Genomic DNA, 19246 nt, shown 5'->3' on the forward strand with positions numbered 1-19246 from the left:
TTGCCCATCAAAAAGACACTTTACGTTTTAATTTTTTTTCAATATACAGTATTAACGTGCAGTTCGTCTAAATTTAAATACAAACCCAATTATAAACGAAACAATCGTCATGATAAACAGTGCAGTTGTAATAGTTGTTACGCCAGTATTCATGTTAAGCGTATGGTAAACTTGTACGCAAATGCCAAATGGAATAGCGAATAATAAGAACAACATACCGAAGACTGCGTTCTTCGTATTGTACAATTCTGTTTTATGCGCAAAATCTAACACTTTTAAGCTAAGAATCCAAAAAGCACTCGTAATTGACCAGAATAGAAGTATGGAAGAAATAAATGAAGTTGAAGTCAGTCCCATTATTCGTTCAAAGAACAAATTAATGTTCCCCCATACCATCACCGTTTGATAGAGACCTAGTGCAAAAAGCGCTGCTAAGAAAGTAAATGCAAACCCAAACCCAGATGTAATATGTTTCATCCCCAAATATACTCTCCTTCCCTAATTCCGATAAAACGAAACCTAATTTTCAAATTATTTTACTATATTTTTTAGAAAATTGGAACCCTTTAATGCGCTTTTTATAATAATAATTGGAATAGTAAGGGAAAGAAGTGATGAAATTAGTTCATTTGTTTTCTTTTCCACATTGTAAACTCAATGTAATCAATCAATTCTTCTAATTGATAATCGTCCATTTGAGCTAACGCTTTTTTAAAATTCATAAGGTCATTTTGAACCTCACTATTTCCAACGCTATCTGCCTCAAATAATAATCTTTCTTGTTCGACATCCAGCGCTCTTGCAATTTTATTAATGTATTCAAATGTCGGATTGTTTTGTAGATTTCGTTCTATATTACTCAGATATGATTTTGCGATTCCAGCCTTTTCCGCAAGCTCAGTTAAGGTTAGCCCCTTTTCAACTCGTAGACTTCGTATTTTAGCCCCAATCATGTATAACCCCTCCAATCTACTAAATTGTCTTCGCTAAAAATCTTTCGTTATTTAACGAGCTGCTTAAATTCTTTCAATGAAGTATTATATAAAATCTGAAACCGTGGAATTTCATATATATGATCTTTGGGACTGGCTGCTCTATCTTCTGTTGTAAACGCCATTTTAAATCCCGCTTGCTTAATTATCTTAATACTTTCCGGAGAATACTCTCCGTACGGATAGGCAAAGCCTAGACGCTCTCCTCCTAATTGGAAGATGCTTGTATGAATATCGTTAACTACATCATCTTTAGACTTTGACAATAAGTAAGAAGTTTTCACTCCATTCTTTTTCTCTCTTTTATGAAAGCTGTACGTATGACTTTGATACTCAAATACATCGCATCCTTTTCTTAATTCTTTTGCTCCGAAATATTGCACATGTTCAGGTGTATACGGATGTACTTTATTAGATATTGCACCTGTAATGATAAAGTTCACAGCTTTGAAGTCGTATTTTTTTAGGATAGGATAAGCTTCTATAAAGTTATCTTTGTATCCATCATCGAACGTGATGACAACACTTTTCTCCGGTAGTGATATATCCCTTGTTAAAAAGCCATGCAATTCATTAAGTGATAAGGTGATGTATCCCTCATCTTTCAAATATGTCATCTGTTTTTTGAAATCTGCTTTTGTAACGATCATAGGATTTACTTTTCCGTTAATATAATGTTTTTTAACTATATCTTTTTCATCGACAATTCGATGGTACGTTAAAATCGGGATATCTTTTGCCGCTTTTTGGACAGCAAATGTTCTAACAATCCTTTTCGATCCATCTTCACAGCTTTCTAAAGCAATTCGCTGATTGCTGGGCAGTAGACCTTCATGTTCTTTAGCGAGAATCTCGTACTCATTGATTACAAATCCAAGCCCCCAACCTAGACCACTCAAAAGGATAAGAAAACCAGAGGCAACGGAAATTTTAGAAATGAGTTCCTTCATGCTCTCTTCACCCCTTTCCAAGAGATGTTCCCAGATCGCTCTAACTTGTCCCATGATTGAGATTTATAAAAATAAGAAATCGTACCATACACAACAAAAGAAAGATTAATCATGCGGTAAACAAAGATTTCAAAAGGAAGGAATAGGATTATCCTTGCAAGATCTACTTTAGAAAACTTGATTCCATGAAGATGCGTGACATAAATCGTTGTTAAGCTCTGATACATGAAAAGCATAACTGCTCCTAGTCCAAGAAGAAGCAATAATAAAACGTTGCTCTGGTTATAGAGTATTAAGAATGGAGTAATAACGAATGGAAAAGCGTTTAAAGTTCCAATAATAAATTGGTCAACTAAGAAAAAGAGAGAGAATCGGATTGAAAATTTATGAAAATAACACTTTCGGTAATGAACGAGACAATCTATAAATGCTTTCTGCCATCTAACTCGTTGTTTAAACATGTCTTTTAATGTGCTTGGACACTCTGTGTAACAAATGGCAGTTGGTACAAACGCTACTTTTTGCTTACTTTTTGTTTCTTTTATATATTTGTGCAGCTTTAGCGTGATGTCCATATCCTCACCAATAGTTTTTCTAAAGCCGTTTATACTAAAAAGTGTCTCCCTTCTAAATGCACCGAATGCCCCCGCGATAACAGTAATCGCACCGATGGAAGCTTGAGCTCTTTTATGCAGATAGAAGGCTGTTAAATATTGAAGAAATTGAAACTTTATAATTCCCTTCACTTTAAATGTTGGTTTTAAATTCTGGATATCTCCCGTAAATGCCTGTGCGATGAGTACATTACCACCACATGCAATTACGTCTTTTTCTTGAAATTTCATATTTATTTCATGTAGTGCGTGCTTTTGTAAATAACTATCTGCATCTAACGTGACAACAATTTCATTTTGGCTAAATCCAATACCAGCGTTAAGAGCATCTGCTTTACCGCCATTTACTTTATCGATTACATATATATTTGGAAATTTTAATGACTGATACGTATTCTTTATATATTGATACTTCAACTCTTTGTCTATTTTCCTATCACATACCTTGAAAGCTAATAGCTTATTCAGATAGTGCAGCGTGTTATCTGTTGACCCGTCATTAACAATGATCAACTCAGCGTCTTTGTACTTTGAATAAAGAAAACCTACCAAACAATGCCGGATCACCTTTTCCTCATTATAGGCAGGGACAATAACAGAAAATGTATAGTTCTTGGTAACTTCATTTAGCTTCTTTTTCTCATTTTTGAATAGTGGAATGAATATATAAAGAGATTGAAAGATAACAAAAGCCATGAAGATTCCTAAAGCAAAATATGTAAACAGCATTATTGACCACTCCCCTCACTTTTTTGATAAACACGAACATAGTCTATTAACATGTCTTTAGGATATGAATCTGTTGAACTAGGCGAACCCGGCCAGTTACCACCAATTGCTGTATTTAAATAAATGAATAAAGGAGTAGAAGGAGCAAACTCTGTTGTTTGGAATACTTCCTGATTGTCAATTAACCAAACAATCTTGTCTTTTTCCCAAATGAGGCTGTATAGGTGAAAGTCCTTCGAGAAATCTACATCTTTACTAATAAAATGCCTGAAGTCTCTCTTTTGCTTTCCATTAGAATCCTGCCAATGAACAACAAAATATAGTTCGTTCGGCGAATTCCCCAAGTTCTCCATCATATCAATCTCTGGCAGCCAGTTTCCGTTTATTGAATTCACTAACCAAAAAGCAGGAAATACCCCTTTACCTTTTGGAAGTTTAGCTCTTATGTCGATCTTTCCGTAAGTGAATTCCAATTTATTCTCAGTAGTCAAAGCACCAGAAGTGTAGTCTCTTCCTTTAAACCGCTCTCTTTTACTTTGGATAACAAGATGCCCGTCTTGAACCTTCACGTTTTCAGGCGTGTAGTATTGCCATTCACTATTCTTATCAGATGGCCAATCCTGAAGGTTCCAATCTTTTAACGATGATTCATTCTGGAACTCATCACTCCACAATAATTGCCATTGATTAGTTTTTGTAGGTTGATTAATAGACTTAGTTTTAAAGATTACGTCTGAAGTGATCTCATTCAGTGATTCCACTTGTTTGATTTCAGGTTTTTTCTCTTCAATAGAATTAGTACTAGTAATTGCCATAAAGCAAACGAGAAACAAAAATAGAACACGAATTAGTAATCACTCCCTACGCATTATAGCTTTGTTCTTATTAAAGAACAAAACGATCAAAAAAATAGGCTGTGATCCTTATTGTTCTTTATATAAGCTTTTGTTCTTTATATAGAACTTATTTGTTTTCAATATAGCAGGAGTTAAAAACCTTGTCAATTCTTGTTTCTTTTGGGTATCAAATTATTTTTAATAAAAAAAATGAAAGGTTAAGAGTGATGTAGTTTTTTAATTTGTGTTTTCATTTAAGAACAGTTGTGTTTCAATTTTAGTGGCTATCCCTAAGTTTTAATAACTTACAGAGTTTTGAATTTAGAATAAAATGGAATATTTCCCGTAACTGTATATTATTTGATACGAAAATAGATACAGTTAATAAAATACTGAAGAAGTTAAATAGATTGGATCCGTTCACTGAAACTAAAAATATGAAGTATTCAAATTTTGAAGGAGTTATGGATGAAAGACAGGAAACAAAACTTATAGAATTTGTTGGAGAGAAAAAGAAGGATTATTACTTAAAGAAGTGGCAGAAGGATAATAATTTTAATTGGGCTGCTTTTTTCTTAACGCTCTTATGGCTTGGGTATCGAAAGATGTACACACCCATTTTCCTTGTCTTAGATGCTTTTCTTGCCATCGATATCATTTTTCTTTTAATAGAAATTGAAGGAACACTTATCAATCGATCTCTAGGTGCTGCTCTTTCCGGCTGGCTAGGCATTGGAGGTAACCTTCTGTATAAAAAGCATGCGCAAAAACAAATTAGCATGATTTAGCAAGGTTCAATCAGCGATAAAGAAAAGATCCATGAAATTCGCAAACTCGGTGGAACTAGTAAAATGGGTGTTTTTCTAGCATTATTAATGATTTTGGTCTATGTTGCACTCGTTTTGCTTATTTATAGTATTTAACAAATGGCTTCTCTTTTGGAGGAGAGAATCGTAATTTGGAAGCCAATTTGCAGGTGAAATAGCACTATAATTGGATATGTAAATGACATAAAAAACGAACAAATTTTGTCTGGTCGTTTAGCCTTATTCAATTAAAGCACCCGTTTGTTGAGTAGCTATCTCAATGGCTTTCCAGAGACGATATGCCAATGCAAATGTTTAGAGTCCTGATAATCCCCTAAGTTTGTAATAACTTAACAAGCTCTATTTTCTTCAGTAACCATAGTTGCCACCTTTTTAATTACTCCTAAAAGTTCCAATAATAATTCGTTATCACTTTCTTCTAATGCAATCAAAGAAGAGATATGTTTCTTAGGTATTGCAACAATATGTACGGGATAAAAAGGTCTTGTATGATAATACGCTAATACATTTTCTGTCTCTAGCACTCGATTTACTTGGGTTTTACCACTTAAAACTTCATCACAATAAAAATCTTCAGCCATATTATTCTCCTTGAAACCCTAAGAAAATCCTTAAACTCCATCTGGGAAACGAAATATCGTATAGCTTTCTTTCCATACATCTCTCTTAACGATGATATTCCCTTGAACACCTTCAAAAAAGAAAGAATCACTTTCCTTTTTTACGAAGGTCCATCCTTTATCTTTCATTAACAGTTTAAGATTTTCCTCTGCTGTTCCTTTCTGCGAAATATACCATTGGAAACCCAGATGATCTGAAGGTATTAATCATTTTTCCATCTGATTGATGGACTTCTTTAATATTTCCTCTTTATTTACATTCTTAACTGGAAACGGCTCATTAATTATATTAAATACCAATAAAGCAAGTATTAATAACGACGATAAAATTATGATGTGCCTTTGTCTTTTATTCAAAATCTAAGCTCCCCCAATTACTTGATCCATCCCAAACTTGAGTTCTGGATATATGATTTTTCTACACAATTTATTACAACCCTGCGTATTTCTATAAAATATAGTTAATATATAACTTAATTTACAAATTATGAAACTTTAGTTAGTCAAGTTCGTCTAAGGATTACTATTAATGAGGGGAATTGTTTTGGTTGAATGAATTAAGAAAAGAATCTAGCCATTGTAAAGAAGAAAAACTAGTCTTCCTTATGGAACAATACGGGGCTTCACTAAACAAGATTGCCTATACATATCTTAAAGATTGGGGCAAAGCAGAAGATGTAGTACAAGAAGTCTTCATCAGCTGCTACAAAAGTCTAGATAACTTTAGAGAAGAGGCTGCTTATAAAACCTGGCTATACCGCATTACAGTTAATAAATGCATTGATCAGACAAGAAAGAAAAGATTATTTGATTATTTTTCTGTCAATGAACTGCGTGATCTATTTATTAAAACAAACCAAAGTGCTGAAAGTGAAGTTTTTCTACATAGCGATAAACACGAGTTAGCCGACGCCGTAATGAACCTCCCAATTAAATATCGAGAAGTCGTTGTCTTATATTACTATGAATGCCTATCCATTAAAGAGATCGCCCAAATTGCCGATTTGAATGCCCAGACCGTAAAAACGAGACTCAAACGTGCTAAAGAGCAGCTAAGACGAATGTACGAAAGGAGCTATAAAAATGGATAAAAGATCAAATCTAATCAAGATTGCCTTAGATTCTACATACTTTAAAGGCACAACTTTTAAAGCTTCGCAAAAATATTTCATTTTAAATAGAATAAAAAATAACGATAATCCACCAACTCGTTCAAATTTTCGTTTTAAAAAAGCCCTCAGCATCTGTGTTTATCTCATCCTGATATTAAGTATGGGAACGATCGTTACCGAAAAAATCATTTTGAAAGAGCTTGATAATACAGCTAAAACAATAGTTCCTAAACCTTCAACACCCGAACAAAAACCTCAACCAACTGATTTTACGAATGAAATTCTTTCACAAAAAGACGTTCATTATTTGATGTTAAACAGTATGGATTATTTTAGAACTGCAAAAGGGTCACTTGAGTTTAAATCCAAGGATCAATATGAGCCCAACGTTGAATACTTAGTAAAAAATGATGCGAAGAATTCAGTAGGATATGAGAAATATGGAAAAATGATTAAGATTGCTATAAATGGATCTTCAAGAACAATTGATTCTGAGAACAACCAAACAGTCAGAGAAACAAAGTATGAAGAGTATACAGAAGCAATTGAATTTGATAAACAAATCGAATATCGATATTCGAGTTTAGATGGAAAACCTCTATTTCGATATAGAAACGATCACCCTATTGTTGGTATTTCAAAAGGCTCATTGTTCCCGCAAGAGATTGCTACCAATTTTCTTATGAATTATGATAACTGGGAGATTAAAGAGCAAAACTTAGAATATCTTGGTCGTAAAAGTTTGCTGATTAGCGGTACTCTTGAACAGGATAATGCAAGAAGATTTCAAGGTAAAGAGTTTAGGTTTTGGATTGATAAGCAAACGGGAATTCTTTTGACCTACGAGATATACAATTCTAATGGGGATGCTGTTGAGTATATAAAAACAAAAGAAATTATCATTGATAAGGAATTCGGTGATGAAATCCAAAAAATAAAGGAACAGATGCGATAATTGAGCATCTGTTCTTTTTTTAATGACTCTGTGCCTCTCCCCATATTTTTAAGCCTATGAATATATTTTTTCAGTATTCTTTAACTCTCGTACCCAGTTATTCAACAATCCTGCTACATTTGCGGAATAAGGACAGCACGTTTTTAACCTTTTTATATATTCGATTTCATCATTTTAATCCTTTTTCACTAAAAATGGCACGTCAATTGACAAGTGAATTTGCATACCAATACGCAGTGTGACAATAGTTTTATTGTCATCTGCTAAAACGTGTGCGAATTAAGGTGATAAAGTTATAGTTTTAAACAAAAACCTTATATACCAAGAAAAAATCGCAACGAATTGCGCTGCGATTTATAGTCCTAATTACTATGCAATTTAATTTATTTTTTCTCGTTTTCTCCCTCAAAAGAGAACCCTTTACTATTTTAGGGTTATCTCTATCCTCAACTATGAGAAGATTCTTTCCTTTTTGTTTATAATCTGGTTAAGGTGAGTTTTTAATAGAACCGCTTTTTCCACAATCCCCTTTTCAAACTCCTCAATCGTAGTTTGATCACCCTTGCTTTTGATTGGCTCTATATTGATAATTTCCTCAAGTTGCATACGAGAAACATCACACTCTTGATCTTCACTCATTTTTTTCATAAAAATAAATGTATCCATGTCTCGGTAATTTAATTCGATTTCAATCGCAAGTTGGTCATTTGTGTATAAGAAGGTTGTTTTCCAACTCCCATCTGTATCGATCGGTTCAGAAAATCCATAATCATGTATTAAATAGTTAAAACTTTCTTCCGTAATAGATGAGAATAAATTCATGGTAACACCTCCACTATAATTAGCATTTTCAATTTTAATTGTATTGTAAGGAATTCCTTACAGTTTACACGTTTTCTTTACATAAAGATATTACTTATTACTTTCTCCCTCATTCAGTTCAGTCCTCTTTTTATCTGATGAATTATCTTGTATTTGTTTGGGGTCTGACCCCAAACAAATACAAAACCTTATAATTTGTCCACTTCAGAAGGACAATACAAAAATCCCCAAAAACCATGTTTATACACAGAGTTTTTGGGGGATTTAGTTCTAAAGGACTATTAATTTCAAGGGATTATACTAATAGCTTCCTTTGTTTTTAAAGCTTTTTGATATTCAGATTTCAATTCGTCGACTACTTCCTGTATGGTACCAATTCTCTTTACACTACCGACACCTTGCCCAGCTGACCAAATATCTTTCCAAGCTTTTGCTTTAGATTCAGAGAACGAGAGATCAACTGATTCTTTTTTCATTAAATTTTCTACATCAAATCCCGCTTTTTGGAGGGATGGAAGCAGGTAGTTTCCTTTTATTCCACTAATCGCGTCTGTATAAACAAGATCCTCTAGAGTAGATTCAATCAACATCTGTCGGTAATCTTCACTCGCTGAAGATTCTTGAGTCGCTATAAAGCGCGTTCCCATGTATACGAGATCTGCTCCAAGAATCTTGGCAGCCAGTATTTCTTCACCTGTAGAAATCGCCCCAGCTAGAATCGTCATCCCATCCCAGAATTCTTTTACTGCTTTTAAGAAAGCAAATGGATTTAACGTTCCACCATGGCCACCTGCCCCACTGCACACGAGTATTAATCCATCGATGCCAGTCTTAGCAGCCTTACGGGCGTGATCAAGCGAGATGACGTCAGAGAATACGAGACCACCGTATCCATGAACGATTTTTGCCACATCGCTTGGATTACCTAGAGAAGTAATTACCACTGGCGGTTCATAGTTCTTTATTAGCTCTAAATCGTCCTCAAAACGTTTATTCGTACGGTGAACAATTAAATTAACACCCCACGGAGCTATCTTTGCAGAAGGATCTTCTTCTCTTGCTTTACTTAGCTCTTCTGAGATATGTTTCATCCAATTTTCTAATAGATCGGAGGTGCGTGCATTTAATAAAGGAAACGTTCCTATAATTCCGTTTTTACAGCTTTCCAAAACCATATCAGGACTTGATACAAGAAACATTGGGGCGTTAATCACAGGTAAACTGAGTTGATTCGACAAATTCATTGGCAATTTATTAGGCAATTTGTTCATCCTTTCAATAGTTTAAATTCATTTAATGAGTATTTATTAAGAATAATTTCAACACAAGCTGCATCATTCCTCTAAAAAAGTTTTATAGGGGTTAATTGCGATTTCCACATATTACATTTTTGTTACAGTCATTTTCTGACAACATTTTCTATTTAGCTTGTATATAATCAATTTTAGTTAGGGAATATGGCCTAATTATCCTTCAGACAAGGGCAAACATTTTCGAAAGAAGTGGGCGCAAAGCCACGGGTCTAAAGCTTAACTTACAAAGCTATGATCGCCGGGTTACCTGGACATCATATACTTTCTGGAGGGATTCTTAGTGGAAAATACGTTAAAGCTAGATCACGAGTGGATTGAATTGATTAAAGAAGCGAGAGATCAAGGTTTTACTAAAGAAGAAATTATTCGTTTTTTACAAAATCCCCAATTGGCTTTAGAAAAATATCAATTGCAAGGAAATTAATTCATTGAAATAGTAAGCAAGTCACAGAATTTATTTACTTACCTCATACAGAAAGATATAATAAAGGCAAATTATTTCTTAAATGGGGATTGCAAATGATGATTGGTGAGCGAGTAAAAAAATACCGTACCGAAAAAGGCCTCTCCATTACAGGATTGGCCGATAAAGCAGGGGTAGCAAAATCGTATATAAGTGCCCTAGAAAGAAATATTCAACAAAACCCTTCGATACAACTTCTCGAGAAGATTGCGGATGTATTGAATATTTCTGTAGATCACTTAATTAAAGCTGAAGTTGACACAAAAAACCTAGATCACGAATGGGCTGAATTAGTGAAAGAAGCCATGGGTTCTGGTGTAAGTAAAGAGCAATTTAAAGAGTTTCTCGAATTTAACAAATGGAAAAACAAACAAAACTAACCACCTGATTGCATCAGGTGGTTTTTACGTTGTTGTTTTCTTTGCTGGTGTCTTCGTGGGAAGTACATAATGTGGGTTTTGTATTTGTGTGGGGTCAGACCCCACACAGATGTTTAGTAGTAAATAAATTAGGGAACGGGAAAAGGGTGTCTACTATTTTTGTCTATGGAGGATTATAAATGAAGCATTCGCCAAATGAACTAATGGAATCTCAAAAGAGTGTAGATGTTAACGGTTCTTCTTTTCATTGGGACACAGCAAAAGGTATTTTTCAATTTGAAGGCCAAGATGTAATGCTGTTTTGGATTGATTCAGCATTCAAGGTGTTCCTAGATTCCATCGAAGAGATAACAGGAGAAGGAACAGCAGACCTTGTTTATGAAACAGCTGGGTATCGTACAGGGTTAATCGTTAGTGATTTTTACATAAGAACGATCGGTGATATTGAAATTTCCGCTGAATCATTACCTACCATTTATGCATCAGCTGGTTGGGGTAAAACATACATAGAGCTTGATGTTAAAAAGAAAGAAGCGATCATTACTATTACGAATAGCTGGGAAACGAAAGTTAAAAAAGCGCAGAAAAGCGAACGCATGGGGCGATTCTTACCTGGCCATTGGGCTGGCGTTTTCACTGGACTCTTTCAAACCAACATGTGGTATAAGATCCTAGAAAACGAATCCGACCCTAACACGCTAAAATTAGCAATCTCAGAATCGCATATAACACCAAATGATAACATCAGCGAACTCGTTCAACGGGAAGAACAGCATGAAATTATGAAGCTAGAAGCTATGGTTGAAGACCGAACAAGAGAGTTAACCGATTTAATTAGGGAGATTTCCTCTCCTATTATTCCGGTAACCGATCATATCGTGGTTATTCCCTTAATCGGTAAATACAATGAGCTCCGTTCTAAAGATATGTTAGAGCATACTCTAACTGCACTTCCTCAACACCGTGCTAAATTTGTTATCTTAGATCTAACCGGTATTAAGTCTATTGATTCTGAAATGGTCGATATGTTGAACAAGCTTGTTTCCTCTGCTCGATTGTTTGGAATGGAAACGTTATTGGTCGGTATCTCACCAGAACTAAGTATAGAAATAACGAAACATCAGTATTCTCTCGGAGAAAGTACATATTTTAGAAATCTGAAGCACGCCATCCACTTTGCCTTTGCAAAGGAAGGGATGCTCATACAAGAACCTACGAAGTAAAGTAAAATCCACGCTGCGGTTGCAGTGTGGATTTTTTTGATCTGTATTTGTATCTGATTTACTTCCGTGTTTTCCTGGAAAGAACAAATTGAAGGGATCTGTAATTGTATGGGGTCAGACCCCCATTTCTACTAAACCCCATCATTCGTCTAAGCAACTTGTCTTCTTCTACATATGATATACAGAAACCGAAACCAATTGGAAGTCGGTATCAATTTGTGAGGTGAAACAATTAATGTGTAACAAGTGTGGAAATTACGACCACTGCAAACATGAGAAGCACGAGAAGCATGAAAAAGTTGAGAAGTGTTACAAGAAAGTAGAATGGGTTTGTGAAGAATCTTCTTCTTCATCCTCTTCATCTTCTTCGTCCTCTTCTTCATCTTCATCTTCATCTTCTAGCTACGAAGTGTTGAAGTGCAAAAAGTTCAAAAAAGCTAAGAAAAAGCAACATCATTGCTGCGATCCTTGGGCAAGAATCTTGTTCTAGGGTAGAAAAAAAGGAGTCCCCATCGGACTCCTTTTTCTTTATTATAGACGCTTTGTTCCTAAGTAACGCGGCTTCCAGTAGCTGTTGCTCATATCTGAAATGGTAACACCTGTTGAAGATCCAGCATGGATGAACTTTCCGTTTCCGATATAGATACCCAAGTGTGAAGCACCAGAATCAGTCGTCGAGAAGAATACGAGATCTCCTACACTTTGAGCTGATACTCTATACCCAGTATTGCTCCACATTTCTTTCGCTGTTCGTGGCAAAACGATATTGTGAGAGTTCTTGAAAACGTAATTGATATAACCTGAACAGTCAAACCCAGCTGTTGTTGTACCGCCCCATTTGTATGGCGTGCCTTGAAAACGTTTTGCATAGTCTACTAGATATGTGTTATTAACGTTATAGACTCCAAGTTTATTAAATGTGTTACGACCCGCAATCCCATCAGCCGTTAAACCTTTTGCACGCTGAAAGCTCATTACCGCACTCTTTGTATATGATCCAAAGTATGTCGTTGCTGATCCGCTATATGTAAAATATCCTTTATCTCGCAATATTGTTTGAAGTGTTTTTACATCTGAGTGTGTCATAGTAGGACGAAGCGTTTGATCTCCAATATTTGCAAACGCCTGTAATGGCGACAATAATAAACTAGCACCTAAAACTGATGTAACTATCCATTTTTTCATTATTTATCCCAAACTCCTTTGATTTTCCAAGTAATCTATTATTATCCTACAATAAATAATAGGACTTGTGTTTTACGCTTCGGTTACGGAAAATAGGAATTTGGTCTTCTTGTAAAATCTTGTCGAATTTAGTATTGTGCTAGAATATTTATTTTTTCCTTTAATATCCAAAATCCCCAAGGCCTTCTCGCTGCAGGATTTCTTCTATTTCAAGACTATGATTCTCTCCATACATATTTCCATTTATATAAAAATCATCTGTACATCCGTTCTTTTTAACCGTAAGATTTAAAAAATGGAACTCCTGTTCATCATTTGAAATAGAACCTGAACTACCGATGTGAACACACTTCTCATCAATCTTTACCTTTTCACCATTTTTATCTACAAAATAATATTTATTTTTAATCGTTCCCTCTGCTTGACGTAACGAAGTAAGAGCATAACCATGATCGTTTACTTGTATCACGTTATACTTTCCCATCTTTTTCGCTACTGGCTCTTCCTTTATGTTATATATTACCGTTACTTCACCCTCGTAATTAGCTGGAATAAGATAATATTCATAGGTTTCTTTTTCCATCCACTTTTCCAATAAAAAAGAAGAATAAACAGCAAGGGTCACAATTCCAACTAGAACAACACCATTTTTTATCACTATTATCCAATTAAACGGATTCTTTTTTCGCTTTTGCCATTCTTCCGATAAGAAAAAAAGAACGGCACATGTAATAGCAAAAAAGTTTAACCTTTCAATAATAAAGATGGTAATGAAGCCAAAGAAAATATGTAAAAAACCTGAGATGAAAAATTGAGATCTACGAATACTTTTTGTAATCCAATCAATCAGAATTGAAACAGGTATTGCATAAAAAAAGTTTCCCACCAAAGTAAAGAATAATATTATCAACAAGATAAACAAATCTTCAGAGAAGCCATAATCATAAATAAAATAAAAACTTAGCAAACCGGGTAGTAAAAAAGCTGAGAAAAGTGCTGAATCAATTTTCCTTGAAAGATTTCCTGACAAAAAAACCACCCCTTATGTGAAATTATTCACATATTTATATTAGCACGCTTCTTCTTTGATTGGAATATTCAGGATAAAAAAAGAAGCCTACTATAATAGCAGACTTCATCCAACAATCTCTCCCAGCGTTTCCGCGAAGTTTTCCGATTGTGCAACGGAACCGAACTGTCGCACTTTTTGTTTTGATCCATAAAAAAGCAGTTCCCCCTCTTTTAAAATTAGAAAAGAAGTACATAATGTTTCTAGCTCTTGGGCGTCATGACTGGAATAGAGGATCGTTTTCCCTTCTCTCCCCAGCTGGCGCAAATCATTTACAATCTCTTGCTTTGCAGATATATCAATTCCGACGGTTGGTTCATCTAGAATTAAAAGATCGGGATCATGTAGCATGGCGATCAAGATGTTCAGCTTTCTCTGGTTACCACCAGACAGATGCTTCACTTTTTTATCGAGGTGCTCAGCAAGTCGCCACTCCTCGCAGCGCTGCATCCATCTTTCTTCTGACGATCCTCTCGCTAACTTGCTAAAAAATCGTAAGTTTTCGCGCGTTGTCAGTTCATGATACACAGCGATTTCTTGCGGTACGTAACCGATTTTCTGTCGAATTCTCTTTTGTTCTTTTCTTACATCAAGCCCATCGATCTGAATCGATCCGCCAGACCCTTTCATAAGGGTCGCGAGGATTCTCAAAAGCGTTGATTTACCTGCACCGTTCGGGCCAACAACGCCGACGGTTTCTCCTTTTTCAATAAAGAAGTTCATTTCTTTTAATACTTCTTTTCTACCAAACTTCTTTTTCAAATTTTCTGCTGCAATCAAGCGTTGTCACCTGCCTTTAAGGTTGAAAGTACGTATAAAATGATACTTAGACCCACAAATATGAATGGAATCATAAGCGTTTCTTGGTTTAAAGATGATACGATCCAATATTGCGGCGTCCATTCTGCAGCACGTTGTAAAAAGCTTGATAGCTCATCGCTCGGGAAGAAAGTTCCGCTTAGAAGCGATGTGCACAATACGACAAAGAGTGTGATCGCTTGCCATGTGCGGTTGCTTTGCACGAAATATGCAAACAGAAGAGATAGCGCGTTAAGAAATAAGACGTAACCGATCAAACCAAAAATCGTTGCCCCGTTCAACTTTAACGCCTCTCTCCACCAGCCAAAACCAATCAATAAGATGAGCATGAATAGCTGTAAAAGTAACACGCCTAGTGCGTTTCCGAACCAGTAAGTTGAAAATCGGCCGGCAGCGTAAGGCACTCTCGACCGCATACCAGAATCACGGTCTTTAATCGGCCAGCTGTTATATAAGAAACTGAACAACATGAGAAGTACGAGCATTCCTGGAACATAGATCGAAGCGGCACTGCTATCCGCCTCTACCGATGATTCTCTCGTTACCCCAACTTTATAGTCAACTGTCATGAGAGGTTTTGGCTCCCAATGCTTATCGCTATAGGCCCAAGCATCTTTCCAAACCTTAGCCTGTTCCCCAGCATCCAATTTCTCACTTTTTCCGTATGTTTTTAATACCGTATTGGCGCCATAAGAATTACTCGATAGCCGCTTCACTTCACTTGCAAAAATCTCACGCACCAACCCATGAGAAATCGAACCCGACGAGAGCCACATCGTCACTAGCTCATCTTCATCATTTTTCTGTATGCTTTCCATAAATCCTTCAGGTATAAAGAAACCGATGGCCGCTTTTTGCGTCTCAATCTGATTTCTCGCATCCTCTTCATTACGAACATTTACCGCAACCGCTGGATTTTTAATCACTCGTTCTATGACCAATTTCGAGTATTCCGTTTCGTCCTCGTCCACGATCACAACAGGAATCTTGGTCGTATCACTTGTTTTTTCCACGGACAAATCTAAAAAAATCAGCACGAGAACCGGAACGATGAGTCCCAGCCAGCTCCACGGACTTTGAAGCAATAATTTTATACGTGTAATGGCAATTGTCCAGACCATGGCAACCTCTTCTTTATCGTGATAAGCAGCAAACTCACTGCCCAAATGGTGATTGAAAAGCTTAGCAATAGAAGAACAGACATCCATGTTTCGTTCCCCACAAATAGTGTTTCAATCATTCCGCTATGTGCGTGATGCACGATGTTAAGCATACTTACGCTGCGCCACATTTCCGGAAGATACGATAGTGGCAGAACACTTCCGCTTGTAGCAACGAGTCCCATTGCAAGGATGATTCCCGCTCCCCATTTTGCTGCGTTCCGAACAAAAAGCTCCTGACAAAGCGCGAATAGGGATGCGATGCTTAGGCAGTATGCTAAAAGTATGAATGTCGCTGTGATGCTCCACGTTTTTGTTAACGCATAAAATAGTAGAGTCAAAACAACGCTTTGGATGACGAGCAGTAGGAAAACGGAAATAACATTGCTAAAGAAGAATACGCCAGACCTTACCCCTTGTAGACTTAATCTTTCGCGCAGTGCGGTTTGTTCATTTCTTGCGGTCAAACTCATACCAAACAATCCGCCAACGATTAACAGGATCAACACACCAGATAAGCTGTAATAGTCGATTGTTGTGACTCCGCCGAGCGCACTTAGCGTTTCTGTTTCGTAGATCTTGTTTCGGTTCAGTGCTTGCAGTGTAAAATCCGTGATAACCGTGTCGCGGTATGCCCGGAATTCTTCAGAACTTAAGTCCATTTTTCGCAAATAATGAAAAGCTGCGTTCGCTCCACTTTGTGCAGAAGAGATTAAGTTGGCGTTCGATACCATCACTTGCTGAAGGAGTTTTGCTTGAAAAGGCCGTTCAGGGTTCCCGATGACGGTTACGGGAATATTTTTGCCTTTGCGTATCCCTTTAGTAAACCCATCAGGCACGATCACCATGCCCGCGATCTCGTTGCTAGCCAGCTTTTCACTTGCGGTTTCTGCATCTGTTTTTTCAAAGGTTAATACGTTTTTTAGTTCTTCTGAGTTCTCATACTGCTTCATGAGCAATTTGGTTTCAAACGTGTTATCTTCATCTACGATCGCTACGGCAAAAGGCTCTACCCACTGCTTTTCTTCAAGAAGTGGTTTTAGCCCGAGATACGTGATTCCAAGTAACAGGATTGGAAACAGCATCATAGCAATCAAAGGAAAAGGCTGCTTTATCCAGCATTTTACCGTTAGATGGGCAATGAGTAGCGTTTGCCTCATAGTGTCGTTCCTTTCACTTAAAAATTTGGTGTAGGTTCGGAGCTGAAAACGGCTTAGAACCTATACCTGTAGGGGCATTGGACTGGTTGATTCCAGAAGTTTTGGCTATTTATCCACGAGTTTCGCCTGTTTATCCAGAAGTTTTAGCTCTTTATCCAAAAGTTTCGGCCGTTTATCCACGAGTCTACAATCCTCGACAATACGGACGCAGCCTACATGCTATATATACCCTATTAAGTTAGAAAAAAAGGACAAAGATCAACTTTGTTTTAAGTTATCTCTGTCCTTCTTATAATCATTCTATTGGAACATTTGAGCGTTTTCACCGATAAATTGCTCGATGTTGCGTTGAATGTCTGACATCATCGTCATCATTTCAGCGTCACTCATCTCAGCAACGTTTACTGCTTTTCCTTCTGAAAGCTCAGGGAATTTCAGTTTATCGCCGAACGTTGTTTTTGTTTTGATGTTTAATCCAACGTTGATATCGCCCATTGTAGCGTCGTTACCAACTAGTGTTACTTTGTAATCGTGGTTTGCAAAGTCTTTATCAAGGTTTTGGTCACCCGTGTGCTCAAGCTCAAGTGTCATGTCTGGTAGTTCCATTGGAGAATCGCCAGCAGGAACAAGATTAGCCGTCCATTTAGACTTCTTATCTGTACCTTCACCTTTAATTTGGAAACCGATACCTTCTGTTGTACCGTTTTCAGTCATTTCGAATTTCGCTTTAATGTCGCGCTTCTTACCGTCTTTCCCTTTTGGTTCGCTTTCCATCTTCACATCAACAAGCAATGTTTCACCTTCAGGACCTGCGTTAAGAACCCAAGAAGAGTTCGTTACGTCGCCCTTCGTCCAGCTTTCAGACTTGTAGTTCATCGGAATCGCTTCTTCACCGTTCGCACCAATCTTCATTGTTACGTTACGGCTTACTACTTTATCATCGCCATCGATGATAACCACTTGCTTCATTCCACCAGGAACTTGCAAGTCATCTTTGATCGCTTTTTTCGCATCAGCAAGAAGTGTCTTAATTTCTTTCTTCGCATCTGCCTTGCTCATGCTGCTAGTTGGTGCCACCATGCCTGTTTGAAGTCCGCCTTGCAATGCTGATTGTTCAGCGATTGCGTCTAGGATCTCATCGTCTTTTTCGATTTTTTCAACAAAGTTTACAAGCATTGTTTTTGTTTCTTTTTCAGAAAGAGAAACTGTTAACTCGCGAAGCTTCTCTCCTTTAAAATCAACATCGTCTTTTAGTTTTACGTTTTCATCTTTCACGCTGTCCGCGTACACTTTTGCAAACTCTTCAAACGCTTCATCACGAGCGTCTTCACTTAGGTCGCCATCCACTGCTTTAAAGAAGTTTTCAAGCTTTTCCATACCTTGGTAAGCTGGATCGAACTTACGCATCACGTCACCGAACTTGGTGTTTTCGAAGTAAACGTTCTTATCGTAAGCTGCAGGTACGTTTACAGCCGTTTGTTTGTTGTTTTGATAAAACTCAGCATTCATTAAATCTGCATCGTTCATTCTTAAAGCCATTCCAACAGATCCTTCTTCTTTCTTTGGATCATGCTGTGTTGTTACCTTGAATTCGCTGTTTTGTAGAACAGAACCGATCAAAGCAGCTTCCATTCCACCTGCTCCAAACATCGCTGGGTCAACATCTACCCCAACGCTCGCTTCAGACTTATACGCTTCTTCCATCTGCTTTTCAGATAGTGCTAGCGCATCTCCAAAGCTGTCTTCAAAAGATTCGTTCAGTGCTTTAAATGTGTTCATTTCGGATTTTAAATACAATTCACGCGGAGATAGATCAACGAACATCGCATAAGCAGTTGCCCCGATTGCAAGAACTGCAATAATAGCTAGCCCAATGATCAACGGTCGTTTCTTGTTTCCAGTACTCTGATTAACTTGTGTTTCCATCGTTTGGTTGTCCCCCTCTTAATAAATATATAAGCTTTGTTCTACCAACTTATTACACTGTTATTCTAAAAAAATAGCAGCTTATTTCTCT

At 36.8% G+C, this 19246-nt stretch carries 19 protein-coding genes, 1 pseudogene and 1 riboswitch; of the genes and pseudogenes, 6 read left to right on the plus strand and 14 right to left on the minus strand.

The window, feature by feature from the left end; translation table 11 throughout:
- Positions 1-51 precede the first annotated feature (51 nt).
- The 5 genes from H9648_RS12845 to H9648_RS12865 all read right to left on the minus strand — a co-directional run bounded on the left by H9648_RS12845 (position 52) and on the right by H9648_RS12865 (position 4100).
- On the minus strand, positions 52-477 hold the full coding sequence (locus H9648_RS12845; RefSeq protein WP_191754214.1) for a hypothetical protein: 426 nt from the start codon (positions 475-477) through the stop codon (positions 52-54).
- 143 nt (positions 478-620) lie between these two features.
- Positions 621-953 carry a helix-turn-helix domain-containing protein gene (locus tag H9648_RS20885; RefSeq protein WP_191754215.1) on the minus strand — a complete coding sequence of 111 codons (333 nt, stop codon included), beginning with the start codon at positions 951-953 and terminating at the stop codon, positions 621-623.
- A 47-nt stretch (positions 954-1000) separates the two neighbouring features.
- Entirely contained in the window at positions 1001-1942 is a 942-nt protein-coding gene (locus H9648_RS12855; RefSeq protein WP_191754216.1) for a polysaccharide deacetylase family protein, read from the minus strand.
- On the minus strand, positions 1939-3285 hold the full coding sequence (locus tag H9648_RS12860) for a glycosyltransferase family 2 protein (RefSeq protein ID WP_191754217.1): 1347 nt from the start codon (positions 3283-3285) through the stop codon (positions 1939-1941). The genes H9648_RS12855 and H9648_RS12860 overlap by 4 nt, the downstream gene beginning before the upstream one ends.
- The gene (locus tag H9648_RS12865) at positions 3285-4100 is read right to left on the minus strand and encodes a glycoside hydrolase family 16 protein (RefSeq protein ID WP_191754218.1); all 816 of its coding nucleotides are present in this window, start codon (positions 4098-4100) and stop codon (positions 3285-3287) included. The genes H9648_RS12860 and H9648_RS12865 overlap by 1 nt, the downstream gene beginning before the upstream one ends.
- Positions 4101-4585: 485 nt before the next feature.
- Between H9648_RS12865 and H9648_RS12870 the strand changes: the two genes are divergently transcribed.
- The gene (locus tag H9648_RS12870; protein WP_191754219.1) at positions 4586-4909 is read left to right on the plus strand and encodes a DUF2628 domain-containing protein; all 324 of its coding nucleotides are present in this window, start codon (positions 4586-4588) and stop codon (positions 4907-4909) included.
- Between the two features lie 290 nt (positions 4910-5199).
- Here H9648_RS12870 and H9648_RS12875 read toward each other — a convergent pair.
- Positions 5200-5529, minus strand: a pseudogene (locus H9648_RS12875) (HIT domain-containing protein).
- A 578-nt stretch (positions 5530-6107) separates the two neighbouring features.
- Between H9648_RS12875 and H9648_RS12880 the strand changes: the two are divergent.
- Positions 6108-6659 (plus strand): sigma-70 family RNA polymerase sigma factor, encoded by a 552-nt coding sequence (locus tag H9648_RS12880; protein ID WP_191754220.1) that lies wholly within the window; start codon positions 6108-6110, stop codon positions 6657-6659.
- Positions 6652-7635 carry a LolA-like protein gene (locus H9648_RS12885; RefSeq protein ID WP_191754221.1) on the plus strand — a complete coding sequence of 328 codons (984 nt, stop codon included), beginning with the start codon at positions 6652-6654 and terminating at the stop codon, positions 7633-7635. Before H9648_RS12880 ends, H9648_RS12885 begins: the two co-directional genes overlap by 8 nt.
- A 450-nt stretch (positions 7636-8085) precedes the next feature.
- On the opposite strand, the gene H9648_RS12890 is transcribed toward H9648_RS12885, so the two are convergent.
- Both H9648_RS12890 and H9648_RS12895 read right to left on the minus strand, forming a co-directional pair.
- Positions 8086-8457, minus strand: coding sequence for a hypothetical protein (locus tag H9648_RS12890; protein WP_191754222.1), 372 nt, complete (start codon positions 8455-8457; stop codon positions 8086-8088).
- A 287-nt stretch (positions 8458-8744) separates the two neighbouring features.
- On the minus strand, positions 8745-9719 hold the full coding sequence (locus tag H9648_RS12895) for an NAD(P)H-dependent flavin oxidoreductase (RefSeq protein WP_404825712.1): 975 nt from the start codon (positions 9717-9719) through the stop codon (positions 8745-8747).
- 210 nt (positions 9720-9929) lie between these two features.
- Positions 9930-10021, plus strand: a riboswitch (cyclic di-GMP riboswitch).
- A gap of 29 nt (positions 10022-10050) precedes the next feature.
- Here H9648_RS12895 and H9648_RS12900 point away from each other — a divergent pair.
- The 3 genes from H9648_RS12900 (at position 10051) to H9648_RS12910 (ending at position 11836) form a co-directional block, all read left to right on the plus strand.
- Complete coding sequence (locus H9648_RS12900) at positions 10051-10194, plus strand: anti-repressor SinI family protein (RefSeq protein ID WP_318243528.1); 144 nt, start codon at positions 10051-10053, stop codon at positions 10192-10194.
- Positions 10195-10292: 98 nt separating this feature from the next.
- Positions 10293-10613: a helix-turn-helix domain-containing protein gene (locus H9648_RS12905; RefSeq protein WP_191754361.1), complete on the plus strand. Its 321-nt coding sequence runs from the start codon at positions 10293-10295 to the stop codon at positions 10611-10613.
- A 179-nt stretch (positions 10614-10792) separates the two neighbouring features.
- Complete coding sequence (locus H9648_RS12910; RefSeq protein ID WP_191754223.1) at positions 10793-11836, plus strand: STAS domain-containing protein; 1044 nt, start codon at positions 10793-10795, stop codon at positions 11834-11836.
- A gap of 531 nt (positions 11837-12367) precedes the next feature.
- Here the strand turns inward: H9648_RS12910 and H9648_RS12915 are convergent.
- The 6 genes from H9648_RS12915 to H9648_RS12940 all read right to left on the minus strand — a co-directional run bounded on the left by H9648_RS12915 (position 12368) and on the right by H9648_RS12940 (position 19155).
- Positions 12368-13021 (minus strand): C40 family peptidase, encoded by a 654-nt coding sequence (locus H9648_RS12915; RefSeq protein ID WP_191754224.1) that lies wholly within the window; start codon positions 13019-13021, stop codon positions 12368-12370.
- 160 nt (positions 13022-13181) lie between these two features.
- Positions 13182-14051, minus strand: a complete 870-nt coding sequence (locus H9648_RS12920) for a DUF6843 domain-containing protein (RefSeq protein WP_191754225.1) — start codon at positions 14049-14051, stop codon at positions 13182-13184.
- Between the two features lie 105 nt (positions 14052-14156).
- Positions 14157-14870: an ABC transporter ATP-binding protein gene (locus H9648_RS12925; protein ID WP_191754226.1), complete on the minus strand. Its 714-nt coding sequence runs from the start codon at positions 14868-14870 to the stop codon at positions 14157-14159.
- Complete coding sequence (locus tag H9648_RS12930) at positions 14867-16117, minus strand: ABC transporter permease (protein WP_191754227.1); 1251 nt, start codon at positions 16115-16117, stop codon at positions 14867-14869. The genes H9648_RS12925 and H9648_RS12930 overlap by 4 nt, the downstream gene beginning before the upstream one ends.
- Positions 16000-17229 carry an ABC transporter permease gene (locus H9648_RS12935; protein WP_191754228.1) on the minus strand — a complete coding sequence of 410 codons (1230 nt, stop codon included), beginning with the start codon at positions 17227-17229 and terminating at the stop codon, positions 16000-16002. The genes H9648_RS12930 and H9648_RS12935 overlap by 118 nt, the downstream gene beginning before the upstream one ends.
- A 300-nt stretch (positions 17230-17529) precedes the next feature.
- Entirely contained in the window at positions 17530-19155 is a 1626-nt protein-coding gene (locus H9648_RS12940; protein ID WP_191754229.1) for a DUF6583 family protein, read from the minus strand.
- Positions 19156-19246: the final 91 nt, after the last annotated feature.

The sequence above is a fragment of the Fictibacillus norfolkensis genome, assembly GCF_014836645.1.
GTDB lineage: Bacteria > Bacillota > Bacilli > Bacillales > Fictibacillaceae > Fictibacillus > Fictibacillus norfolkensis.